The 26,465-nt window shown below is 74.1% G+C and carries 8 protein-coding genes; 6 read left to right on the top strand and 2 right to left on the bottom strand.

What is annotated here, in order from left to right; translation table 11 throughout:
* Positions 1-127 precede the first annotated feature (127 nt).
* Positions 128-1,489, top strand: coding sequence for a glutamate decarboxylase (gad, locus tag AGRA3207_RS22705; RefSeq protein WP_231329057.1), 1,362 nt, complete (start codon positions 128-130; stop codon positions 1,487-1,489).
* Positions 1,490-1,534: 45 nt separating this feature from the next.
* Here the strand turns inward: gad and AGRA3207_RS22700 are convergent, their stop codons facing one another.
* Positions 1,535-2,218: a response regulator gene (locus AGRA3207_RS22700; protein ID WP_231329056.1), complete on the bottom strand. Its 684-nt coding sequence runs from the start codon at positions 2,216-2,218 to the stop codon at positions 1,535-1,537.
* Positions 2,215-3,390: a sensor histidine kinase gene (locus AGRA3207_RS22695; RefSeq protein WP_231329055.1), complete on the bottom strand. Its 1,176-nt coding sequence runs from the start codon at positions 3,388-3,390 to the stop codon at positions 2,215-2,217. The genes AGRA3207_RS22700 and AGRA3207_RS22695 overlap by 4 nt, the downstream gene beginning before the upstream one ends.
* A gap of 121 nt (positions 3,391-3,511) precedes the next feature.
* On the opposite strand from AGRA3207_RS22695, the gene AGRA3207_RS22690 reads away from it, so the two are divergent.
* The 5 genes from AGRA3207_RS22690 to AGRA3207_RS22670 all read left to right on the top strand — a co-directional run bounded on the left by AGRA3207_RS22690 (position 3,512) and on the right by AGRA3207_RS22670 (position 26,367).
* Entirely contained in the window at positions 3,512-4,129 is a 618-nt protein-coding gene (locus AGRA3207_RS22690; protein ID WP_231329054.1) for a hypothetical protein, read from the top strand.
* A 121-nt stretch (positions 4,130-4,250) separates the two neighbouring features.
* Positions 4,251-4,481: an MbtH family protein gene (locus AGRA3207_RS22685; protein WP_231329053.1), complete on the top strand. Its 231-nt coding sequence runs from the start codon at positions 4,251-4,253 to the stop codon at positions 4,479-4,481.
* Between the two features lie 56 nt (positions 4,482-4,537).
* Positions 4,538-5,920 (top strand): hypothetical protein, encoded by a 1,383-nt coding sequence (locus AGRA3207_RS22680; RefSeq protein WP_231329052.1) that lies wholly within the window; start codon positions 4,538-4,540, stop codon positions 5,918-5,920.
* Between the two features lie 79 nt (positions 5,921-5,999).
* Positions 6,000-12,683, top strand: coding sequence for a non-ribosomal peptide synthetase (locus AGRA3207_RS22675; RefSeq protein ID WP_231329051.1), 6,684 nt, complete (start codon positions 6,000-6,002; stop codon positions 12,681-12,683).
* A 7-nt stretch (positions 12,684-12,690) separates the two neighbouring features.
* Positions 12,691-26,367: a non-ribosomal peptide synthetase gene (locus tag AGRA3207_RS22670; protein WP_231329050.1), complete on the top strand. Its 13,677-nt coding sequence runs from the start codon at positions 12,691-12,693 to the stop codon at positions 26,365-26,367.
* Positions 26,368-26,465: the final 98 nt, after the last annotated feature.

Genomic DNA, 26,465 nt, shown 5'->3' with positions numbered 1-26,465 from the left:
TCCCGGCCGGGCGCTCCGCGTTTCCTGGCCGATCCTTGGGCCAATCAATACGGTGGCGCCGGAGAGGCAGGGGTTCTCGCGGGAAGTCAGAGCAGAGCCGCTCAACGAGATCCCATCGGAGGACGCGATGGCCCTGCACACCGTGTCGTCTTCCGCCGAGGACACCTTCACCATGCCGCTGAGCGAGCGGACGCTCGCGAAGCACCGGATCCCCGACGTGGAGTCGGATCCGCGCGCGGTGTACCAGGCGATCCGCGCGGAGCTGCTGCTGGACGGGAACTCCTCGCAGAACCTCGCGACGTTCTGCACGACGTGGAGCGAGGACGAGGTGCGCCGCCTGATGGCGGAGAGCCTCGACAAGAACATGATCGACAAGGACGAGTACCCGCAGACCGCCGAGATGGAGAGCCGCTGCGTGCACATCCTCGCCGACCTGTGGCACTCGCCCGCGCGCCGGGACACGGTGGGCTGCTCGACGACGGGGTCCAGCGAGGCGTGCATGCTCGGCGGGCTCGCGCTGAAGCGGCGGTGGCGGCAGCGGCGGGAGGCCGAGGGCGGGCCGGCGGACCGGCCGAACCTCGTCGCCGGGCCGGTGCAGGTCTGCTGGGAGAAGTTCGCGCGGTACTTCGACGTGGAGCTGCGGCAGGTCCCGCTGGAGGCCGGGGCGACGGGGCTGCGGCCCGGGCAGCTGCGGCGGTACGTCGACGAGAACACCATCGGCGTCGTGGCCATCCTCGGCGTCACGTTCACCTGCGACTACGAGCCCGTGGCGGAGATCGCGAAGGAGCTGGACGCGATCCAGGCCGACACCGGGCTCGACGTCCCCCTGCACGTGGACGCCGCCAGCGGCGGTTTCGTCGCGCCCTTCCTGCACCCGGACCTGACCTGGGACTTCGCGATCGACCGGGTGTCCTCCATCAATACGTCCGGCCACAAGTACGGCCTGTCCCCGCTGGGGGTGGGGTGGGTGGTCTGGCGCGCGGCGGACCTGCTGCCCGACGACCTTGTCTTCAACGTGGACTATCTGGGCGGGAGCATGCCGACGTTCGCGCTGAACTTCTCCCGTCCCGGCGGTGAGGTCATCGCGCAGTACTACAACCTGCTGCGCCTGGGACGCGACGGCTACCGCAGGGTCCATCAGGCGTGCGCGGAGACCGCCCGCTACCTCGCGGAGCGGATCGCGGCCATGCCGCAGTTCGCGTTGCTCTACGACGGCGACGGCGCGCTTCCCGCCGTCTGCTACACGCTCAGGCAGGAGCAGCCGTTCACCCTGTACGACCTGTCCGAGCAGCTGCGGATGCGCGGCTGGCAGGTTCCGACGTACCCGCTGCCCGCCGATCGCCAGGACACCGTCGTCCAGCGGGTGCTCGTCCGGCACGGTGTCGGACGTGACGAGATCGCGCTGCTCGCCGACGACATCGAGCACGCGCTCGGGCGGCTCTCGTCCGGCACCACGCGGGCACCGCGGCAGCCCGGCTTCCACCACTGACCGGCGGACGCACGATGATCACCACGCACGACGGGCCGGTGGTCGTCAGGGGGCCTGGCCGGTGGCGTGGCCGTGGTCCCACGCCCACGCGGCGATGCCCACCCGGTTGCGGGTCCCGAGCTTGGTCTGGATCGCGGCGATGTAGTTCTTGACGGTGCCATGGGAGAGGTGGAGCTCACCGGCGATCTCGGCGTTCGTCCTGCCCGCGGCGATCAGCGCCACGATGCCGGTCTCACGCGGCGTCAGTTCAACCCGCGGCGCGGACACGGCGGACGGTGCCGCCGGTGCGGGACGGGTCGGCGCCGGGCGCGCGAGGTGCCGCAGCAGCCGCACGGTGATCTGCGGGCTGATCAGGGCGTCCCCGGCGACCGCGGCGCGCACGGCCTCGACGAGAAGGGCCGGGGTGGAGCGCTTGAGCAGGAAGCCGCAGGCGCCGTTGCGCAGCGCCGCGTCGACGTACTCGTCCAGGTCGAACGTCGTCACCACCACCACGCGGACCGGGTCGGCGACGCCGGGACCGGCCAGGGCCCGGGTCACCTCCAGCCCGTCGAGGACGGGCATCCGGATGTCGGCGAGGACGACGTCGGGACGGTGCCGCCGCGCCAGCTCGACGGCGGCGCCGCCGTCCCCGGCCTCGGCGACCACCCGCAGGTCGGGCTGGGACTCCAGGATGAGGCGGAACGCGCCGCGGATCTCCTCCTGGTCGTCGGCGATCAGGATGTCGATCATCGCCGTGCGCCTCCGGACGCGGGCGGCAGGACGGCGGCCACGCGCCAGCCGCCGCCGTGCGGGCCCGCGGTGAACTCGCCGCCGAGGGCGCCCACGCGCTCGGCGAGCCCCGGCAGTCCCGTCCCGCCCCGGCGCCGGGCGCGGGACGCGGGGGACGGGCGGCCGCCCGAGTCGTTGGTGACGACGACCTCCAGCGCGCCGCACGAGGTGCGCCGGACGCCGACATCGACGGCACCGGCACCGGGGGCGTGGCGGCGCACGTTGGTCAGCGCCTCCACGACGACGCGGTACACGGTGGTGGCCTCCTCACGCGAGGCGTCCAGGCCGGGTTCGAGGGTGAGCGCGACCGTGGCGGGCCCGGCGCCGGAGTAGCGTTCGGCCAGCTCCGGCAGCTCGTCCAGGCCGGGCTGCGGGGTCCGTCCCGCGGGCCGGTCCCGGTCCGGGCGCAGGGCGTCCACGGCCTGGTCCATCGAGGACAGGGCGCGCTGCCCGGCCTCCTCGACGCGGGCGAACAGCTCGGCGGCGCGCTCGGGGTCGCGGACGGCGACGAGCCTGCCCGCCTGCGCCTGGGCGACGATCGCGCTCACGTCGTGGGCGACGAAGTCGTGCAGGTCCTGCGCCAGTTCCAGGCGCTGCGCGCTGCGGGCGGCGGCCACCGCGCGCGCCCGGCGGGCCTCCAGGAGCCGCAGGTACGTTCCCGCGGCGACGGCCGCGGCCGTCCCGGCGGAGAAGATCGCGCAGGCCGTCGCCGCGGCCGCCGCGGAGACGTCGGTGCTCGCCACGATCAGCCGGAGCACGAGCGCGACGACGGCGGCGCCGCACGCGGCGGCCAGCACGACCGCCCGCCGGGGCGGCGCCCAGCGGGCGACGCCGCCCGCCGCCACCATCAGCGCGGCCATCTCCACGTACCCGAGGACCTGCGCGGCCTCCGGGACGTCGGCGGACCCCGCCCTCGGATACACCGCGTCGGCGGCGATCGAGACGGCGGCGGCCGCGGCCGCGCTCCACCCCTGCCACGGGCGGACGGCCGGGCGCACGCTCAGCACCGCCGCGGCCACCGCCACGGCGGCGGGCACGGTCGCGACCGGGTCGTACACCGGGGAGGCGGCCAGCCCCGCCAGGACCGCCCCCGCCGCGGCGGCGGACGGCCACGACCCCTGCTCTGCTCGCATGGCCCGAGCCTAAGGTGCCCGCGGGCCCCGGCAACGGTGCCGGAAGGCACCTTCCGCGGCGGCGGTCTCCAGGCCGATCGGCATCTGGTGGGGCACCGCCCCGCCCGCCGACGCTCGACCCATGACGAGCACATCACGCCACTCGGCGTCCTCATCGCCCGCGCCGTCCGTCTCGGACCTCCCGGACCTCCCGGACCTCCCCCGGTGGGCCCGCTGGACGGCGCACGCCTCCGCGCTGGCGCCCCTCCCCTCCGGGCTGTGGAGGATCGCCATGGCCGCCGGCGTCCCGGTCGGCTTCGACCAGGCATGGCTCCAGGAGGCCCGGATGCCCGGGCGGGGGTCGGTGTGGCCGATCCTGCTGAGCCTGGTGACGGAGTGCTGCGCGCTCCTGGCGCTCGGGCTCGTGCGGCCGTGGGGCGAGCGGGTGCCCGCCTGGATCCCCTTCGCCGGGGGGAGGAGGGTCCCCCCGCCCGCCGCGCTGATCCCCGCCTGGTGCGCCACCGCGATCCTGACGGGCTTCGGCGCCGCCTTCGCCATCAAGATCGTCCGGGTGCTCGGCGGGCACGGGTCCGACCCCTCCTTCCCCGAGGGGACGGCGGCGTGGGTCATGAGCGCCACCTACGTGCCGATGCTCGCCTGGGGGCCGCTACTGGGCCTGACGGCCTTCGCCTACCAGCGGCGGAGAAGGGCCGCGGCGGCGCGCACCGGCTCCCGGGGCCGACGTTATCGGCGGCGTTAACGATCAGTTATCGGTCGTGGCTAGGCTCGTCGGCAATGAATTGGAAAAGCGGGCGGATATCGCTGGAGCCCCGCTTCGATCGCCTGTGATCGAGCTACCCGACAGGCAAGGGGGTGTGGGTGTGAGCACCAATCCATTCGACGATGAAGAGGGGCGTTTCCTCGTTCTGGTGAACGATGAGGATCAGCATTCGCTCTGGCCGTTCTTCGCCGACGTGCCGTCCGGCTGGCAGGCCGTGTTCGGCCCGGAGAACCGCCAGGACTGCCTGGGATACATCGAGGAGAACTGGACTGACCTGCGGCCCAGAAGCCTGCGTGAGTCCATGGCCGCCGACGCGGGCGGCACGGCCTGAACGAACGGAAAGAGCCGGGTACTCCGTACATTCCCTGACAGGGCTGGAGAGAACTCTTGTCAACTGAGCTGAAGACCGAGCAGCAGCCGGCGCGCAACAAGCGCGGTGTCATCGCCGAGCATTACCATTCCCTGCAAAGCCTCAGTGCCATCGAGGCCGCACGCGAGGCCATGACGGTGGAGCCGGCCACAAAGGAGGCGCTGCTCGTCGGGCTTTACCAGTCCGCCGAGATCGCGCTGCACAATCTCACCGACCTTCTCGACCGGGCCGCCGAGCACCTCGGCAGGCAGGACCTCGACCGGTGCGTGACGCAGCTCCACTGGGTGCGCAGCTTCCACCGCGTGCTCGTCCGCCTGAGCGTGGACGCGCTCCGCGTCAGCGACGGGTGGAGCGGCGACTCGCCGCGCTGGCCCGTCGACTCGACCCCGGCGTTCACCGAGTTCCTCCCGGCGATGCAGGGCTTCGACAAGGCGCTGTCGGACTTCGTCGAGCAGGGCGGCGTGGACGTGCAGGCGACGATCGCCGGGGCGTCCCTGGAGAGCGTCGAGTACGGCATCCTGCACTGCGCCCGCATCGCCAACCACGACGCCCGCGTATGGAGCGGGAACCTGGCCCGCGCGGCGCACCCGGCGCCCGGCGTGGAGATCGGCCGGCTCCTCGCCTCCGACCACCTCCGGCACGCGGTGCACGAGCACCGCCTGACCGGCGACACCTACTTCACGCAGTTCCGGGGCCTGCACCAGATCCCCGAACTCCTCGTCCGGGAGATCAACGACCGGCTGGAGGCCGCGACCCGCGCCGCGCGCGACGGCGACGTCGGCCGCGCGGTGGAGCTGCTCGACGGCGTCGCGGACCTGTACGCGCCGATCGAGGCGTGCCTGCCGCCGATCGTCGACAACCTGAGCACCCACGACTACCACCAGATCCGGGAGAACCTCGGCCTGACCAGCGGCAGCCACTCGGTCAGCATGCGGTTCCACCTGTTCACCGACCTGTACGAGCAGTTCGCCGAGGCGATCGGGACGCTCCAGGACTCCGGCGACGGGCACCCGCTGCTGCCGCGGCTGCGCCGGCACGCGTCCGACCTGCGGGTCTTCATCTTCGCGTGGCGCGACATGCACCTGCACCTGCCCCGCAACAACCTGGGCGGGCAGGAGACGAAGTCGCTCACCGGCTCCCCGGACGCGGTCCGCACCGTCCGCAAGATGCGGGACAACGCGGTGACGTCGGACCCGCTGGCGCGCGTCGCCAAGCGCGACCACCCGACGAGCGGCAGCGGCCCGCTGGCCGGGTACCTCGACGGGCCTGGCTCGTCCGACACGCTGCTGCTCGACCTGACCGGCAGGGCGACGCAGGAGAACTTCCGCGACGTGCAGGAGCGGCTGAACTTCTTCGCGCAGCGCACGCCGTTCTCCCGGCCGCCGCGCCGCGTCGTCTAGCGGACCCGACCGCCCCCACCCGACTCCGGCGCCGATCCCGCTGCGGGCGGACGTGCCGGCCCCGCTGGAAGGAGCACCGATGCCGAGCGGGCAGATGGACACCACCGGGCCGGCGCCCGCGGCGACGATCGCGGAGCTGTTCGGCCGCCGGGTCGCCGCGCGTCCGGACGGGATCGCCGTGCTCCGCGCCGGGACGCCCGGCGCGGAGCCGCTGACCTACCGGGAGCTCGACGACCGGGCCAACCGTCTCGCGCGGGTCCTCGCCGCACGCGGCGTGGGGCCGGAGTCGGTGGTGGGGGTGGCGTTGCCGCGGGCGCCGGAGGCGGTGGTCGCGGTTCTGGCCATCATGAAGGCCGGCGGCGCGTACCTGCCGGTGGACGCCGCCTACCCGGCGGACCGCGTCGCCTTCATGGTGACGGATTCGCGGGCGCGCCTGGTGATCGGCGACGTCGGGACGGCGGAACGGCTGCCGGAGCTCGCGGTGCCGGTACTGCGGCTCGACGATCCCGACGTGGTGATGGCCGTGGCCGCCGCCGATCCCGCGCCGGTGATGGACGCGGACCGGGTCGCCCCGTTGTCGGTGCAGAACACGGCCTACGTCATCTACACCTCCGGGTCGACCGGCTATCCCAAGGCCGTCGCGGTCACCCACTCGGGGGTGGCGGGTCTGCTGGCGACGCAGGTGGAGCGGCTGGAGGTGACGCCTGAAAGCCGGGTGTTGCAGTTCGCCTCGCCCAGCTTCGACGCCTCGGTCTGGGAAATGACCACCGCACTGCTCACCGGCGCCACCCTCGTCCTGGCCGACAAAGACGACCTCGCACCCGGCACACCCCTGACCGACACCATCACCACCTCAGGCGTCACGCATGTGCTGCTGCCGCCGCCGGTCCTGGCGACCCTGGCACCCGGCACACTGCCCACCGTCCACGCCTTGGTCGTCGGCGGCGACGCCACCTCCGCCGACCTGACCGCCCACTGGGCCACCCACCACCGCATGATCAACGCCTACGGGCCCACCGAGACCACCGTCATCGCCACCATGAGCCACCCCCTCCCCGGCGACGGCACCCCACCACCCATCGGCCACCCCATCACCGGCACCGGCATCCACGTCTTGGACCACACCCTCCAGCCCGCACCCCCCGGAACACCCGGCGAGCTCTACCTCACCGGACCCGCACTCGCCCGCGGATACCTCCACCAGCCCGCACTCACCGCAACCCGCTTCATCGCCTGCCCCTACGGCACACCAGGCCAACGCATGTACCGCACGGGAGACGTGGTGGTCGCCGCGCCGGACGGCGAGCTGCGGTTCCGGGGACGCGCGGACGACCAGGTCAAGATCCGCGGGTTCCGCATCGAGCCGGGCGAGGTCGAGGCCGTGCTGGAGGCGCACCCGGGCGTGGCGAAGGCGGTCGTCCTGGCACGGGAGACACCGGCGGGCCCGCGGCTGGTGGGGTACTTCGTCCCGCGCGGAAACGGATCGGGCCGGGTCGTCCACGACGGTGAGATCGACCTGTCGTCCGGTGTGATGACCGCGGACGTGCGCGCGCACGCGGCACGGCGCCTCCCGGACCACATGGTGCCGTCGGCGCTGATGCCCCTGGACCGCCTGCCGCTGACGGCGAGCGGGAAGGTGGACCGGGCGGCCCTGCCCGACCCGCTGGTCACCCGGGACGCCCACCGGGCGCCGCGGACCCCGGAGGAGGCCGTCCTGGCGGAGGCGTTCGCCGGGCTGCTCGGCGTGGACCGGATGGGCATCGACGACGACTTCTTCGCGCTCGGCCTCGACAGCATCCAGTCGATCCAGGTGGTGACGCGGGCCCGCGCGCGGGACGTGCACGTGAGCGCCCGGCAGATCTTCGAGCACCGGACGGTGGCGAGGCTGGCCGAGGCCGCGGTGGCGAACCGCCGGGACGCCGCGGGCACCCGCCCGCAGGACCGGGACGACGATGGCATCGGCTGGATGCCGCTGCCGCCCGAGGCGCAGCGGCTGCTCGGCCAGGGGCCCGGATTCGGCGAGTTCCTCCAGGCCAGGGTGCTGGAGCTGCCCGAGGACGTCGACCGCGCCGCGCTGACGGCGACGCTCGGCGCGGTGCTGGCCCGCCATGACGTCCTCCGTTCCCGCCTGGTGCGGGAGGACGGCCCTGGCCTGCGGGTCGACCCCCCGGCCCCGGCGGACGGCGGCGTGGACGGCGCGGTGGACGCGAAGGCGCTGACCCGCCGGGTCGGGTGCGACGGCCGCTGGGACACGGAGGGCTGGCGGCGGCTCGTGGCACGCGAACTGGACGGGGCGGCGCGGCGGCTCGCCCCGGCGGCGGGCGTGATGGCGCAGTTCGTGTGGTTCGACCCGGTGGCCGCGAACGGGAACGGGAACGGGACCGCGTCCCGGGATGGGGGCGGGGGCGTGGCGGCCGCTGGCCGGTTGCTGATCGTCCTGCACCGCCTGGTGGTCGACGCGGTGTCGTGGCGGATCCTCGTCCGCGACCTCGCGGAGACCTGGGCGCGGGTGCGCGCGGGGCGGGATCCGGCGCCGCCGCCGGTGCCCACCTCGGCGCGGCGCTGGGCGCACGCGCTGGCGGACGAGGCGTCACGTCCCGGGCGGGTCGCGGAGCTGCCGTTCTGGCGGTCGGCGCTGGACGGCCCGGACCCGCTGCTCGGCGCGCGGCGGCTGGACCCGGAGGCCGACGTCGCCGCCACCGTGGAGAAGGTCGCGGTCCGGCTGCCGGCCCCGGCGACGGAGACGCTGCTGACCAGGATGCCGGCGGTCTTCCACGGCGAGACCGGCGACGGCCTGCTGGCCGGTCTGGCGATGGCGGTGGCGGAGTGGCGCCGCCGCCGGGGGGTGGACGAGCCGTCGGCGCTCGTGCGGCTGACGGGCGACGGCCGGGCGGAGGGCGTGCTGCCGGGCGCCGGCCTGACCCGCACCGTCGGCGGGTTCACCAGCGTGTACCCGGTCCGCCTGGACCTCTCCGGGATCGATGTGGAGGAGGCGTTCCGGGCCGGCCCGGCCGCGAGCGCGGTGATCAAGACGGTCAAGGAACGGCTGCGCGCCGTCCCGGACAAGGGCATCGGCTACGGCCTGCTCCGGTACCTGAACCCGGAGACGGCCCCTGCGCTCCGCGACCTCCCGGCCGGGCAGATCGGCTTCACCTACGTGGAACGGGGTCCGTCCGGCGGGTCCCCGGAAGCTCCCAGGACCTCCGAGGCTTCCCGGTTGGCGGGCTGGACGCCGGCCGCCGAGTTCGCCGGGCCGGCCGAGCCGGACTTCCGACCGGGAATCGGGCGGGAGGCGAGCGTGCCCGTCCCGTCCGAGCTGGACATCAACGCCGCGATCGTGGAGACAGGCGACGGGCCCTGCCTGGAGGCCGTGTTCGCGGCCCCGGCCGGCGTGCTCGCCTCCGCCGAGGTGCGGGAGCTGGCCGGGCTGTGGCTGGCCGCGCTCGAAGCGCTCGCCGCGCATGCCGCCCGTCCCGGCGTGGGCGGGCTGACACCTTCGGACGTGCCGCTGGTGACGGTCGGGCAGGACGAGATCGAGACGTGGGAGCGGCGCTACCACGGCCTGTCCGACGTCTGGCCGCCGACGCCGCTCCAGTCGGGGCTGCTGTTCCACACGATGGCGAACGAGCCGGCGTCCGACCCGTACCGCGTGCAATGCGTCCTGCATCTGAGCGGGGAGGTGGACGCGGCCCGGCTCCGCGCGGCGGGACAGGCCCTGCTCGACCGCCACGCCGCCCTGCGCACCGCGTTCGTGACGAGCGCCGCCGGGGAACTCGTCCAGCTGGTGCTGGCGAAGGCCCCGCTGCCGTGGCGGGAGGCCGACCTCGGCGACCTCGGCGAAGCCGAGCGCGAGGCGGCCTTCGACCGGCTCCTCACCGGCGACCTCCGCGTCCCGCTGGACCTGGAGTCGCCGCCGCTGCTCCGGTTCACCCTGGTCGGGATGGGCCGGGAACGGTCGGAGCTGGTGCTCACCGCGCACCACGCGGTGTTCGACGGCTGGTCGCTGCCGTTGCTGGCGAAGGACCTGCTGCGGCTCTACGGGTCGGGCGGCGACGCGTCGGCGCTGCCGCCCGTCCCCGGCCACCGCGGCTTCCTCGCCTGGCTGTCCTCGCAGGACCGGGACGAGGCGGCGCGGGCATGGGCCGATGACCTCGACGGGCTGGACGAGCCGGTGATGCTCGCCCCCGACGGCCCGTCCGGTCCGTCCGCCCCGCCCGGGGTGGACGAGGACGGGGCGGGGCAGGTGCCCGTGCCGCTGTCCGCGCGGGACGCGGCGGAGCTGTCGCGCCGCGCGGCGGAGATGGGCGTCACGCCGAACACGATCGTCCAGGGCGCGTGGGCGCTCCTGTGCGGGCGGCTGACCGGCCGCCGGGACGTCGTCTTCGGCGCGACGGTGTCGGGCCGCCCGCCCGCGGTGCCCGGCGTGGACGAGATGGTCGGCATGTTCCTCAACGCCGTCCCCGTGCGGGTGCGGTGGGCGCCGGAGGACTCCGTCGCCCGCGTGCTGACCGGGTTGCAAGGCCGCCAGGCCGCGCTGCTGGACCACCACCACGCCGGGCTGACCGACGTCCAGCGGCTGACCGGCTTCAGGACCCTGTTCGACACCTATGTGGCGTTCGAGTCCTTCCCGGTGGATCGGACCGGTCTCGCCGAGGCGGGTGAGGCCGCCGGGATCGGCTGCACCGGCATCCGCCTGGTCACCGCGACCCACTATCCCCTGACCGTCATGGCGATGGCCGACGCGGACTCCCGGCTGCGGCTGACGCTCCAGTACCAGCGGAACGCGTTCGACGCGGACGCCGCGTCAACGATGGCGACGCGATTCGGCCGGATCCTCGCGCAGATGGCCGCGGACCCCACCCGCCCGGTAGGGACCCTCGACGTGCTGGACGAGGCCGAACGCGACCATCTGCTCCGCGAACTCAACGACACCGCCGCCCCCACTCCCGACCTCACCATCCCAGGGCTGTTCGCGCGGCAGGCGGCGGCCACGCCCGAAGCGGTCGCGGTGGTGTCGGACGAGGGGTCGCTGACGTACCGGGAGCTCGACGCGCGGTCCGACCGTCTCGCACGGGCGCTCACGGCGCGCGGCGTGGGACCGGAGTCGGTGGTGGCGGTGGCCCTGCCGCCGTCGGCGGAGCTGCTCGCGGTGCTGCTCGCGGTGCTGAAGGCGGGCGGCGCGTACCTGCCCGTGGATCCCGGCTACCCGGCCGAGCGGATCGGCTTCATGCTGGACGACGTCCGCCCGGCCATTCTCGTGACCGGCGCGGAGTCCGGTGCGCGGCTGCCGGACGCCGGCTGCCCGAGGGTCCTGCCGGCCGAGCTGGACGCGGTGGCCGACGACCTGGACCTGCGCAGCGGCCCGCACGACGACCCGCAAGGAGGGACGGCCCGGGGGCTGCCCGACCGGCTGGCCTACGTGATCTACACCTCGGGGTCGACCGGCGTGCCGAAGGGGGTCGGGGCGACCCACCGCGCGGTCGTCGACCTGGCCCTGGACCGGCGGTGGCGCGGCGGCGCCCACGAGCGGGTGCTGCTGCATTCGGCGCTCATGTTCGACGCGTCCGTCTGGGAGGTGTGGGCGCCGCTGCTGGGCGGCGGGCGGGTCGTGGTGGCGGAGCCCGGCGCCCTCGATCCCGCCGCACTCGCGGCGCAGGTGACCGCGCACGGGCTGACCTCGGTGTTCCTGACCACCGCGCTGTTCAACCTCCTCGCCCAAGAGGACGCGGCGTGCATGGCGGGGCTGCGGGAGGTGTGGACCGGCGGTGAGCGCTCGTCGTCGCCCGCGTTCCGGCGCGCGCTCGGCGCGTGCCCGGACACCGCGTTCGTGCACGTCTACGGGCCGACGGAGACGACGGTGTACGCCACCAGCCATCCGCTGCCCGCCGGGGAGCCGGTCGGCGAGAACGTGCCCATCGGGCTTCCCATGGACAACACCGGCGCCTACGTGCTGGACGCGGCGCTGCGTCCGGTGCCCGCCGGAGTGCCCGGCGAGCTGTACCTGTCGGGCTCCGGGCTCGCGCGAGGTTATCTGCGGCGGCCGGGCCTGACCGCCGGGCGTTTCGTCGCGTGCCCGTTCGGCCCGCCCGGGTCGCGGATGTACCGCACCGGCGACCTGGTGCGCCGGAGCACGTCCGGCGATCTGGAGTACCTGGGGCGGGACGACGCGCAGGTGAAGATCCGCGGGTTCCGGATCGAGCCGGGCGAGGTCGAGGCGGCGCTGGCGTCGCATCCGGCGGTGGCGCAGGCGGTCGTGGTCGCCCGGGACGGCGGCGACGTCTCCGGCGCCAGGCGGCTCGTCGGCTACGTCGTCCCCGCCGGTCCGGACGGCGTGTCCCCCGCCGAGCTGCGCGGCCATCTGTCGCGGCGGCTCCCGGACTTCATGGTCCCGTCGGCGTTCGTGCCGCTCGGCCGGCTGCCGCTCACGCCGGGCGGCAAGCTGGACCGGGCCGCCCTGCCCGCCCCCGAGTTCGGAGGGGACGGCCGCCGGGCCCCGCGGACGCCGCGGGAGAAGGCACTCTGCCTGCTGTACGCCGACGTGCTCGGGCTCGAAAGGGTCGGAGTGGACGACGACTTCTTCGACCTCGGCGGGCATTCGCTGCTCGCGACCCGGTTGTCCGGCCGCATCCGCGCCGACCTCGGGATCGACGTCCCCGTCGGGACGATCCTCAAATTCCCCACGGTTTCGGCACTGGCCGTCGAAATGGACGGCCTCACCGAATCCAGCAGGCCCCGCCTGCGCAAGATGATGGTCAAGGAGTAGAGGTCACATGATTCCCCTGTCTTTTGCGCAGCGCCGCTTGTGGTTCGTTCACCGTTTCGAGGGACCGTCGGCGACCTATAACGTCCCGCTCCGCGTCGAGGTGACGGGCGCTCTGCACATCCGGGCGCTGGAATTGGCGCTGCGGGATGTGGTGGGCCGTCACCAGACCCTCCGCACGGTCATCGCCGAGGACGACGCCGGAGTGGCGTTCCAGAAGGTGCTGCCACTGGAGGAAGCGGCCGTGACCGTTTCCGACGTGGAGGTCGGTCCCGAGGATGTGGACGCGGCTGTGGCCGAGGCGGTCTGCTACCGCTTCGATTTGACAGCCGAGATCCCGGTGCGCGCGTGGGTGTTCGGCATAGGACCCGACCGGCACGTCCTGGTGCTGCTCATCCACCACATCGCCATGGACGGCGAGTCCATGGCACCCCTCATCCGCGACCTGTCCACCGCCTACACCGCACGCACCCAAGGCCACACCCCGGACTGGCCCGACCTCCCCGTCCACTACACCGACTACACCCTCTGGCAACACCAGCTCCTCGGCGACGAAAACGACCCCGCCAGCCTCGCCGCACAACAATTCACCTACTGGCGCAACGAACTCGCCGGAACACCCCAGCCACTCCCCCTCCCCACCGACCGCCCACGACCGGCGGTCGCCAGCCGCCGCGGCGAAATGCTCGAATTCCGGCTCGATCCCGCCTTGCACAGCGCGATGGAGAAGCTGGCCCGCGAGCACGGCGCGACGGTGGCGATGGTGCTCCAGTCGGCGATGGCGGTTGTGCTGGGACGCCTGGGCGGGGGCGAGGACATTCCGATCGGATGCTCCATCGCGGGCCGCACTGAAGAGGCACTCACCGATCTGGTCGGCTTCTTCGTCAACACGTGGGTGCTCCGGACGGACCTGTCCGGCGACCCCACATTCGCGGCCGTCCTGGACCGCGTCCGCGACAAGGCACTGGCGGCCTACGACAACCAGGACGCGCCCTTCGAGCGGCTGGTCGAACTGCTGAACCCCGAGCGCTCCACCGCCTACAACCCGCTGTTCCAGGTCGGTTTCACCTGGCAGAGCAACGCGCGCCTGGACGTGGACCTGCCGGGGGCGCGGGCGTCGCTGGAAGGCGTCCGGACCGGGACCGCGAAATTCGACCTGGAGTTCAGCTTCGCTCACGACCCGGACGGCCAAGGGCTGCTGTGCCAGCTCGAATACGCCACGGATCTGTTCGACCGGGAGACGATCGAGGGGATCGCGGCCCGGTTCGCGCGTGTGCTGCGGCAGGTGGTGGCGGACCCCGGCCTCCCGGCGGCCACGGTGGACGTCCTGGGCCCGGCCGAGCGCGACTGGCTGCTGACAGGCGTCAACGCCGCCGCCGGACCCCCCGCGGAACCGGCAACGATCCCCGACCTCTTCCAACGCCACGTCACCGCACACCCCGACGCGACCGCCCTCGTCCACGGCGACCACACCCTGACCTACCGCGACCTCGACACACGCGCCGACCAGCTCGCGCAGACACTGATCGGACGCGGCGTCGGCCCGGAAACGGTCGTCGCCGTCGCACTGCCCCGCTCACCCCACCTGATCACCGCAGTACTGGCGGTGCTCAAGGCCGGGGGCGCCTATCTGCCCGTGGACTCCACCTACCCGGCCGACCGCATCGCGTACATGCTCGCCGACTCGGCCGCCCAACTGATCATCACCGACGCCGCCACGCAGCAGCGGCTCCCCGAGCTCGCGATCCCGGCCCTGCGCGTCGATGTCCCCGAGACCTCCTCGGGTGAGATCGTCCAGCCCCGGCCCGTCTCGGTGCACAACACCGCCTACGTCATCTACACCTCCGGATCGTCCGGCCGTCCCAAGGGTGTGGCGGTCACCCACACCGGCCTCGCCAGCCTCCTCGCCACCCAGGTCGAGCAGCTGGGAGTGACGCCCGGCAGCCGCGTGTTGCAGTTCGCCTCGCCCAGCTTCGACGCGTCCGTCTGGGAGATGTGCATGGGCCTGCTGTCCGGGGCCGCGCTCGTCCTGGCGGACAAGGACGCGCTGGCGCCGGGCGAGCCCCTGGCGGAGACGATCGACGCCCGCCGGGTGACGCACGTGACGCTCCCTCCAACGGTGCTGGCGGCGATGCCGCAGGGCGCCCTCGGGACGGTCGAGTCGCTGGTCGTCGCGGGTGAGGCGTCCTCGCCGGACCTGGTCGCGGCATGGTCGCGGGGCCGCCGGATGATCAACGCCTACGGCCCCACCGAGACCACGGTGTGCGCCACGATGAGCGCGCCGCTGACGGGCGACGGCCGCGTGCCGCCGATCGGCGGGCCGGTCACCGGCGCCCGCGTCCACGTCCTGGACGGCGCGCTCCGCCCGGTGCCGCCGGGGGTGCCGGGGGAGCTGTACGTGACGGGACCGGCACTGGCCCGCGGCTACGTCGGGCGGCCGGGGCTGACCGCCGGGCGGTTCGTCGCGTGCCCGTTCGGCGCGCCGGGCGAGCGCATGTACCGGACCGGCGACCTCGCCGCGTGGACGCGTGACGGCGACCTTCTCTACCGGGGACGTGCCGACGCGCAGGTGAAGGTGCGCGGGTTCCGGATCGAGCCGGGGGAGGTCGAGGCGGCCCTGGCCGCGCACCCGAGGGTGGCGCAGGCCGTGGTGGTCGCCCGCGGGACGACCGGCGGAACCGGCCGGCTGGTCGGCTACGTGGTGCCGGTGGGCGCGGACGAGGCCGGGTTCGGCGACGTGGAGGACGTCCGCGACTTCGACTTCGACCTCGGCGCCGGGGTGTCGGCGTCCGACCTGCGGTCCTTCCTGGCGGGACGGCTGCCGGAGTTCATGGTGCCGTCGGCGTTCGTGGTGCTCGGCGCGCTACCGCTGACCCCGAACGGCAAGGTGGACCAGCGGGCACTGCCCGACCCGGGGTCCGCCGCCGGGACGTACAGGGCGCCGCGCACCCCTCTGGAGGAGATCCTGGCCGGGGTGTTCGCGGAGGTCCTCGGACGGGACCGGGTGGGGATCGACGACGACTTCTTCGCCTCGGGCGGCGACAGCATCCGGTCCATCCAGGTGATCTCGCGGGCGCGGGCGCACGGGATCGAGATCAGCGCGCGCGACGTCTTCGACCACCGGACGGTCGCCGGTCTCGCCGAGACGCTGGACGCCCGCGCGGAGTCAGGCGGTCCCGCGGTGACGGCGGGCCGCGACGGGCGCCGGTCCGACGCGCCGCTGGTGACGGCGAGCCCCGGCGAGCTGGAGATGTGGCGGGAAGGCCATCCCGGCTTGGAGGACGTGTGGCCGCTGGCCCCGTTGCAGACGGGACTGCTGTTCCACGCGATGCTGGCCGGACCGGCGTCCGACGCGTACCACATGCAGCTGGTGATCCACCTGTCCGGCCGGGTGGATCCGGAACGGCTGCACGCGGCGGGGCAGGCCCTGCTCGACCGCCATCCCAATCTGCGCACGGCGTTCGTCAACGACGAGTCCGGGGACCCGGTCCAGCTCGTCGTCGCCGGGATGGACCTTCCGTGGCGGCACCTCGACCTCACCGGACTGACCGCGGACGCTTCGGGAGAGGACGGGCGCGAGGAGGCGCTGCAAGAGTTCCTGGCCGAGGACCGCGACGCCCGCTTCGACCCCGCCACGCCGCCGATGCTGCGGATGGCCCTGGTCACGCTCGGCGCGGAGCGCTCCGAACTGGTCGTCACGGCCCATCACCTCCTGCTGGACGGGTGGTCGCTGCCGCTGCTGATGCAGGATCTGCTGCGGCTCTACGGCTCGTCCGGCGACCCGACCGCGCTGCCCGAGGCGCCCCGGTTCCGCGACTACCTGGCGTGGCTCGCCGACCGGGACGACGAGGAGTCGGCCCGGGTCTGGGCGGCGGAGCTGGACGGGATCGACGAGCCCACCCTGATCGCCGCGGGCCGGACGCCGAGGGAGCCCGGCACGTCCGGTCCCTCCGTGGCCGACGTCCCGCTCTCGGTGGACGACGCCCGCGAGCTGGGCCGCCGCGCCGCCGAGCTGGGCGTCACGCTGAACACGGCCGTCCAGGTGGCCTGGGGCGTGCTGCTCGGACGGCAGACCGGGCGGCAGGACGTGGTGTTCGGCGCCGCGGTGTCCGGCCGCCCGCCCGCGGTGCCGGGCGTCGACTCGATGATCGGGCTGTTCATCAACACCGTCCCGGTGCGGCTGCGGTGGTCCCCGGGGTCGACGCTCGCCGGGCTGATGACCGGGCTTCAGTCCCGGCAGGCCGCGTTGCTGGACCACCATCACCTCCGTCTCGCCGACATCCAGCGGGCCGCCGGGACGAACGCCCTCTTCGACACCGTCCTCGGCTTCGAGTCCTATCCCATGGACCGCGGCGGCCTGCGGGAGGCGGGCACCGCCGCCGGTGTCGGGATCACCGGGATGAAGACGTCCGGCGGCACCCACTACCCGCTCGCCGTGGTGGCCTTCGAGGACCCGCACCTGCGGATCGCCCTGCAATATCAGGGGGACCTGTTCGACCGGGACGCCGTCCGGACCATCGCCGCCCGGTTCGCGCGGATCCTGCGGCAGGTCGTCGCGGACCCCGGCCTCCCCGCGGCCACGGTGGACGTCCTGGACCCGGCCGAGCGCGACTGGCTGCTGACAGGCGTCAACGCCGCCGCCGGACCCCCCGCGGAACCGGCAACGATCCCCGACCTCTTCCAACGCCAGGTCACCGCACACCCCGACGCGACCGCCCTCGTCCACGGCGACCACACCCTGACCTACCGCGATCTCGACACACGCGCTGACCAGCTCGCACAGACACTGATCGGACGCGGCGTCGGCCCGGAAACGGTCGTCGCCGTCGCACTGCCCCGCTCACCCCACCTGATCACCGCAGTACTGGCGGTGCTCAAGGCCGGTGGGGCGTACCTCCCCCTCGACGCCGCGCACCCCGCCGACCGCGTCGCGTTCATGCTCGCCGACTCGGCCGCGCGCCTGGTGATCACCAACGCCGCCACGCAGCAGCGTCTCCCCGACCTCGCGATACCGGCGCTGGTCATCGACGCCCCTGACCCGACGCCTGACGACATCGACATCGTCCAGCCCCGGCCCGTCTCCGTGCACAACACCGCCTACGTCATCTACACCTCGGGGTCGACCGGCCGTCCCAAGGGTGTGGCCGTCACCCACACCGGTCTCGCCAGCCTCGTCGCCACTCAGGTGGAGCGGCTGGAGATCACACCCGGCAGCCGGGTGTTGCAGTTCGCCTCGCCCAGCTTCGACGCCTCGGTCTGGGAAATGACCACCGCACTGCTCACCGGCGCCACCCTCGTCCTGGCCGACAAAGACGACCTCGCACCCGGCACACCCCTCACCCACACCATCACCACAACCGGCATCACCCACGTCCTGCTCCCACCACCGGTCCTGGCGACCCTGACACCCGGCACACTCCCCACCCTCCACACCCTCATCGTCGGCGGCGACGCCACCTCCGCCGACCTGGCCGCCCACTGGGCCCCCCACCACCGCATGATCAACGCCTACGGGCCCACCGAGACCACCGTCATCGCCACCATGAGCCACCCCCTCCCCGGCGACGGCACCCCACCACCCATCGGCCACCCCATCACCGGCACCGGCATCCACGTCCTCGACGACACCCTCCAGCCCGCACCCCCCGGAACACCCGGCGAGCTCTACCTCACCGGACCCGCACTCGCCCGCGGATACCTCCACCAGCCCGCACTCACCGCAACCCGCTTCATCGCCTGCCCCTACGGCACACCAGGCCAACGCATGTACCGCACGGGAGACCTCGTCCGGTGGGATGCCGAGGACCGGCTGGAGTACGTCGGACGGGCGGACGCCCAGATCAAGGTCCGCGGGTTCAGGATCGAGCCCGGAGAGATCGAGGCGGCGCTCGCCTCGCACGAGGCCGTCGACCGGGCCGTGGTCGTGGCCAACGAGGACCCGGGCGGCGACCGGCGGCTGGTCGCGTACGTGGTGCCGAGCGCGGCGGGCGCCGCCGCCGACGGCGGCGCCGGCAAGATCGCCGCGTGGGAGCAGGTCCACGAGCGCGTGTACGCGTCCTCGGACGGCCCGTGGGGCGAGGACTTCGGCGGCTGGGACTCGCAGTACACCGGCGCGCCGATCCCGCTGCCAGAGATGGAGGCGTGGCGGGACGCGGCGGTGGAGCGGATCTCGGCCTGGTCGCCCCGCCGGGTCCTGGAGATCGGCGTGGGCACCGGACTGCTGATGTCGAGGATCCTGCCGGGCGTCGAGGAGTACTGGGCCACCGACCTGTCGTCCACGGTGGTCGCGCGCCTGCGCGACCAGGTCGCGCAGGCGGGGCACGCCGAGCGGGTCCGGCTGAGGTGCCAGACCGCGGACGACGTGTCCGGGCTGCCGCGCGGGCATTTCGACACGGTCGTGCTGAACTCCGTCGTCCAGTACTTCCCCGACGCCGCCTACCTGGACCGGGTGCTGCGGCAGGCGCTGGAGCTGCTCGCGCCGGGCGGCCGGATCGTGGTCGGGGACGTGCGGAACGCGGGCTCGTTCCGGCTGTTCCGGGCCGGGGTGCAGCAGGCGCGGCACCCGGGCGCGGTCCCGTCGGCGGTGCGCGCCGCCGTCGCCAAGGCGATGCGCGGGGAGAAGGAACTGCTCCTCGACCCCGAATGGTTCACCCGCTGGGCCGACCGGAACGGCGTCGGCGCGGCGGACATCCGGCTCAAGGCGGGACGGGCGCACAACGAGCTGACCCGGCACCGCTACGAGGTGGTCCTGCACAAGGCGCCGGTGGACGCCGTCCCGCTGGACGACGTCCCCGCCCGGGTGTGGGGCGAGCAGCTCGGCGACCTCGCCGGGATGGCGGAGTTCGTCCGGTCCCAGGGCGGCTCGCCGGTGCGGGTCGCGCGGATACCGAACGCCCGGCTGAGCGGGGAGGTCGAGGCGGCCGCGGCGGCGTCGCTGATCGACGCGCCGGGGGCCGCGTACCGGGAGGCCGACCCGGAGGACGTGCAGGACTGGGCCGTCCGCAACGGCTGGGACGCGCTGGTGACGTGGTCGACCAACGCGGCCGAGTGCTTCGACGTCATCGTCTTCCCCGGCGGGTCGCGGCCGGGCCGGGTGCCGTCGGGCGTGTTCGCGCCGTCGGGGCGGGTCGGCCGGACGCTGGCGAACGAGCCCGCCGGGGCCCGTGAGGGCGGGTCACTGGCGGCTGTCCTGCGCGCCCACGTGGCCGGGCTGCTGCCCGAGTACATGGTGCCCTCGGCCGTGGTGGCGATCCCCGAGGTGCCGCTGAACACCAGCGGGAAGCTGGACCGGCGCGCGCTCCCGGCGCCCGACTACGCCGGGTCGTTCGTCGGCCGGGAGCCCCGCACGGCGCAGGAGGAGATCCTGTGCGGGCTGTTCGCGGAGGTGCTGGGGCTGGAGCGGGTCGGCGCCGACGACGACTTCTTCGAGCTCGGGGGGCATTCGCTGCTCGCGACCCGGCTCATCCGCCGGATCCGCGCCGAGCTGAACGTCGAGATCCCGATCAGGGCGCTCTTCGAGTCGCCGTCCGTCGCGGGGCTGTCCGGGCACCTGTCGACGGGCCTGCGGGTGCGGCCGGCGCTGCGGCCCGCGCGGGTGCGCCCGGACCGGCTGCCGCTGTCGTTCGCGCAGCGACGGCTCTGGTTCATCCACCGTTTCGAGGGGCCGTCGGCGACCTACAACTCGCCGCTGCGCGTGCGGCTGACGGGCGGGCTCGACGTCCGCGCGCTGGAGTCGGCGCTGCGGGACGTGGTGGGCCGTCACCAGACCCTCCGCACGGTCATCGCCGAGGACGACGCCGGAGTGGCGTTCCAGAACGTCCTGCCGCTGGACGAGGCGGCCGTGACCGTCACCGAGGCGGAGATCCCTCCGGACGAGGTGGACGCCGCGGTCACCGAGGCCGTCCGCCACCGCTTCGACCTGACCACCGAGATCCCGGTGCGCGCGTGGGTGTTCGGCACCGGACCCGGCGAACACGTCCTGGTCCTGCTCATCCACCACATCGCCATGGACGGCGAGTCCATGGCACCCCTCATCCGCGACCTGTCCACCGCCTACACCGCACGCACCCAAGGCCACACCCCCCACTGGCCCGACCTCCCCGTCCACTACACCGACTACACCCTCTGGCAACACCAGCTCCTCGGCGACGAAAACGACCCCGCCAGCCTCGCCGCACAACAATTCACCTACTGGCGCAACGAACTCGCCGGAACACCCCAGCCACTCCCCCTCCCCACCGACCGCCCACGACCGGCGATGGCGAGCTACCAGGGCGGCGCGGTCGAGTTCACCCTGGACCCCCAGGTGCTGGCGGCGGCCGAGGATCTGGCGCGCGTGCACGGCATGACGGCCGCGATGGTGTTCCAGTCGGCGCTGGCGGTGCTGCTCCACCGGCTCACCGGCCGGGACGACCTGACGATCGGCTCGCCGATCGCCAACCGGACCGACGAGTCCCTGACGGACCTGGTGGGGTTCTTCGTCAACACCTGGGTACTGCGCGCCGACCTGTCGGGCAACCCGCCGTTCGAGGCGCTGCTCGACCGCGTCCGGGACAAGGCGCTGGCGGCCTACAACAACCAGGACGCGCCCTTCGAGCGGCTGGTCGAACTGCTGAACCCCGAGCGCTCGACCGCCTACCACCCGCTGTTCCAGGTGGCGTTCGCCTGGCAGAACATCTCCTGGGAGGACTTCGACCTCCAGGGGACGCGGGCGAGGCTCGAACCGATCTCGCCGGGCGTGGCGAGGTTCGACCTGGAGTTCGCGATGTTCGCCCTCCCGGGTCACGGGATCCAGGGACGTCTCGAATACGCCACCGACCTGTTCGACCGGGGCACGGCGGAGGGGATCGTCGCGCGGTTCATGCGGGTCGTGCGGCAGCTGGTCGCCGTCCCCGCCATGCCCGTCGGGCTCGTGGAGGTGCTGGACCCGGCCGAGCGGGACCGGCTGCTGCTGACCGTGAACGACACCGACGCGCCGGTGCGGGCGGGCACGATCCCCGAACTGTTCGAGCACCGGGTGGCGGAACGCCCGGACGCGACCGCGCTGGTCTACGAGGGCGCGTCGCTGACCTACCGGGAGCTGGACTCGCGGGCGAACCGGCTGGCGCGGCTGCTGATCGGACGCGGCGTGGGGCCGGAGTCGGTGGTCGCGGTGACGCTGCCGCGCTCGCCCGGGCTGTGGACCGCCGCGCTGGCGGTGATGAAGGCGGGCGGCGCCTTCCTGCCGGTGGACCCCGCCTACCCCGCCGACCGCATCGAGTTCATGGTGAAGGACTCCGAGGCGCACCTGGTGATCGTGGACGCGTCGACGGCGGAGCAGGTGCCGGCCCTGAGCGCCTCCGTCGTCCGCCTGGACGACCCGGACGTCACCACGGCGCTCACCGGCACCACGACCGAAAGCGACACCGGCACCGATACCGAGGCCGAGACCGGCCTCGGAGCCGATGCGGGGCCGGTGCGCGACGCCGACCGGCTCGCGCCGCTCACGGTGACCAACGCCGCCTACGTCATCTACACGTCCGGGTCGACCGGCGTGCCCAAGGGCGTGACCGTGACCCACGTCGGGGTCGCCAGCCTGCTCGCCTCCCAGATCGACGGCCTGGACGTCACCCCGGAGAGCCGGGTGCTCCAGTTCAACTCGCCGAGCTTCGACTCCGCGATCTGGGAGATGTGCATGGCGCTGCTGTCCGGCGCCGCGTTCGTCCTGGCGGGCCGGGACGACCTGGCCCCCGGGGAGCCGCTGGTGGAGACGGTCGGCGCGAACCGGGTGAGCCACGTCCTGCTGACGCCGTCGGTGCTGGCGGCGCTGCCGCCGGGGTCGCTGCCGACCGTCACCACGCTGACGGTGGCGGGGGAACCGGTCTCGCCCGAGCTGGTGGCCGTCTGGTCGAAGGGCCGGCGGATGGCGAACGCCTACGGCCCGACGGAGACGACGGTGATGCCGACCCTGTGCCCGTCGCTGGCCGGGGACGGCCGCACGCCGACGATCGGGCGGCCGATCCCCAACGCCCGCGTGTACGTCCTGGACCCGTTCCTGCGGCCGGTGCCGGTGGGCGTCGCGGGTGAGCTGTACGTGGCCGGGGCCGGGCTCGCCCGCGGATACCTCGGCCGGGCCGGGCTGACCGGCGCGCGGTTCGTCGCCTGCCCGTTCGGCGGGCCGGGCGAGCGGATGTACCGGACGGGCGACCTCGTCCGCTGGAACTCCGGCGGCGAGCTGGAGTTCATCGGGCGGGCCGACACGCAGGTGAAGCTGCGCGGGTACCGGATCGAGCCGGGCGAGATCGAGGCGGCGCTGGCGGCGCATCCGCGGGTCGCGCAGGCCGTCGTGGTCGTCCGGGAGGCCGCGGGGACGGAGGGCGCGCGGCGGCTCGTCGGCTACGTCGTCCCGGTGGGGCTGCTGGAGACCGGCGGCTCGGAGGGGCTCGGCGACGGCGACTTCGACCTGAGCTCCGGGGTCTCGGCGGGCGAGCTGCGCGGCTTCCTGTCGGGACGGCTGCCGGAGTTCATGGTGCCGTCGGCGTTCGTGGTGCTGGACCGCCTGCCGATGACGCCGAACGGGAAGGTGGACCGCGCGGCGCTGCCCGACCCGGAGTTCACCGGGGAGACCTACCGGGCGCCGCGCGATCACGTGGAGCGGGTCCTGGCCGGGGTGTTCGCCGAGGTCATGGGGCTGGAGCGGGTGGGCGTGGACGACGACTTCTTCGCCACCGGCGGGGACAGCATCCAGTCCATCCAGGTGGTGTCGCGGGCGCGGGCGCACGGGGTGGAGATCAGCCCGCGTGAGGTGTTCGAGCACCGGACGGTCGCCAAGCTGGCCGAGGCGGTGCGGGGCCGGTCCGGCGCGGGCGCGGTCCTGGAGGAGTTCGAGGGCGGCGGCACCGGCACGATGCCGCTGCTCCCGGTCGCGCGCTGGTTCCGCGAGCAGGTGCCGGGACGCGGCGGTCCCGGCGGGTTCGACCGGTTCTCGCAGTCCATGGTGGTGGAACTGCCGGACGGCATCGGTCACGACGGCCTGACCGCGACGCTGGGCGCGGTCCTCGACCACCACGACCTCCTGCGGTCCCGGCTCGTCGCCGACGGCGGGTCGCTGGAGGTCGGCGCGCCCGGCTCGATCGACGCGGCGGGGCTGCTCCGCCGCGTCGAGTGCGACGGCCGCTGGGACGAGCGGTGGCGGGGGCTCGCGGTCTCGGAACTGGACGCGGCCGGCCGCAGGCTCGACCCGTCCGCCGGTGTCGTGGCGCAGTTCGTGTGGTTCGCCGCGGAGCGCGGGCCGGGCCGGTTGCTGATCGTCCTGCACCATCTGGTCGTGGACGGCGTGTCATGGCGGATCCTGCTGCCCGACCTCGCGGCGGCGTGGGAGCGGATCGCCGCCGGTGAGGCCCCGGCGCTCCCGCCGGTGGGGACGTCGATGCGGCGGTGGTCGCACGCGCTCGCCGAGGAGGCCGCGAACCCGGCGCGGGTGGCGGAGCTGCCGGTCTGGCGGTCGGTGCTGGACGGCCCCGACCCGCTGCTCGGGTCCCGGGCGCTCGATCCGGCGGCGGACGTCATGTCCACCGTCGACACGGTGTGGCTGCGGCTCCCGGCGCCGCTGACCGAGGCGGTGGTGACGGCGGTCCCGGCGGCGTCCGGCGGCGGGGTCAACGACGGGCTGCTGGCCGGGCTGGCGCTGGCGGTCGCCGAGTGGCGCCGCAGGCGGGGCGTCCACGGGTCGTCGGTACTGCTGCGGGTCGAGGGGCACGGCCGGGAGGAGCAGGTGGTGCCGGGGGCGGACGTCTCCCGGACCCTGGGCTGGTTCACCAGCGTGTTCCCGGTCCGTCTCGACATCGGCGGCATCGACGCGGAGGACGCCCTGGACGGCGGCCGGGCCGCGGGCGAGGCCGTCGCCCGGGTCGCGGAGCAGGTGGCGGCGCTGCCCGACAAGGGCATCGGCTTCGGGCTGCTGCGGTACCTGAACCCGGAGACCGCGGCCGAGCTGGAGCCGTACCCCACCGGCCAGATCGCCTTCAACTACCTGGGCCGCTTCTCCGCGGCTGACATGCCGGAGGACCTGCGCGGGACGGGCTGGACCGAGGCCGCCGACGCCGCCGAGCTGCTCGCGGAGCCCGACGCGGGGATCCCCGCGCTGGCGGTGCTGGACGTCAACGCGTACGTGTCCGACGGCGACGACGGCCCGCGGCTGAGCGCCCGCGTCGCGTTCCCCACGGGCGTGCTGTCCCGCGGCGAGGTCGAGGAGCTGGTGGGCCTCTGGTCGGACGCGCTGGAGGGGCTGGCCCGGCACGCGGCGGAGCACGGCGGCCGCGTCCCGCCGGCCGGGCCGATGGTCCCGGTGCGCCCCGGTGAGCTGGAGGCGTGGCGGGAACGCCACCCCGGACTCGCGGACGTGTGGCCCCTCGCCCCGTTGCAGCCCGAGCTGCTGGTCCACGCTATGGCCGCCGGCACGGGGTTCGACGCCTACCACATGCAGCTGGTGATCCACCTGTCCGGCCGCGTGGACCCGGACCGGCTGCGCGCGGCGGGACAGTCCCTCCTCGACCGTCACCCCAACCTGCGGACGGCGTTCGTCCACGGCGCGTCCGGCGGCCCGGTCCAGCTCGTGGTCGACGGCGTCCGGCTCCCGTGGCGGCACCTCGACCTCACCGGCCTCGGCGAGGACGAACGCGACGAGGCGCTGCAAGAGCTCCTGGCCGAGGACCGCGACGCCCACTTCGACCCCGCGACGCCGCCGCTGCTGCGGATGACGCTCGTCACCCTGGGCGCGGACCGCTCGGAACTGGTGTTCTCCACCCACCACGTGCTGCTGGACGGCTGGTCGAGCCCGCTGTTCATGCAGGAGCTGCTGCGGCTCTACGGATCGGCCGGCGACCCGTCGGCGCTGCCACCCGCGCCGCGGTACCGGGACTACCTGGAATGGCTGGCCGCACAGGACCACGAGGAGTCGGCCCGGGCGTGGGCGGCGGAGCTGGACGGGCTCGGCGGGCCGACCCTGCTCGCCCCCGAGACGGCGTCCGAGGCCGCGTGGGAGGGCTTCGGCCTCGTCAACGTCCCGCTCCCGGTGGACGAGGCGCGCGAGCTGGCGCGGCGGGCCACCGAGCTGGGCGTCACGCTGAACACCGTCGTCCAGGTGGCCTGGGGCGTCCTGCTCGGACGGCTGACCGGCCGCCCGGACGTGGTGTTCGGCGCGACGGTGTCGGGCCGCCCGCCCGCGGTGCCGGACGTCCACTCCATGGTCGGGCTGTTCATCAACAACGTGCCCGTACGCGTGAGGTGCGCGCCGGACGCCACCCTGGCGGAGCTGGCGGCCTCGGTGCAGGCGGGCCAGGCGGCGCTCCTGGACCACCATCACCACCGTCCGGCCGGGGTCGAGCGTCCCACCGGCCGGGGCGGCCTCTTCGACACCCTCGTGGTGTTCGAGTCGTATCCCATCGACCGGGCCGCGCTGCGCGAGGCCAACACCGCCGCCGGGGTGACGGTCACCGGCATGGCGGTGTCGAGCGGCTCGCACTACCCGCTGGGCGTCGCGGCGATCGAGGACCCGCACCTGCGGGTCGGCCTCCAGTACCAGCGGCACGTGTTCGCCCGTCACGCCGTCGAGAAGATCGCGGCGCGGTTCGGCGCCATCCTGCGAGGCTTCGCCGCCGACCCCCGGACCCGGGTCGGCGCACTGAAGGACACGGCCGGGGGCACATGACCCCGGCTGGAGAACGCGGGTACCGGCTGGCGCGGCCGGTACCCGCTCAAAGCACACCCCGAGGCGCGGGCGACCCCTGGGGGCGTCCCGCGCCGGGC

The sequence above is a fragment of the Actinomadura graeca genome (assembly GCF_019175365.1).
Classification (GTDB): Bacteria; Actinomycetota; Actinomycetes; order Streptosporangiales; family Streptosporangiaceae; genus Spirillospora; species Spirillospora graeca.
The sequence above is the reverse complement of the archived record's forward strand: the minus strand, read 5'-3'. Positions and strand labels throughout refer to the sequence as shown.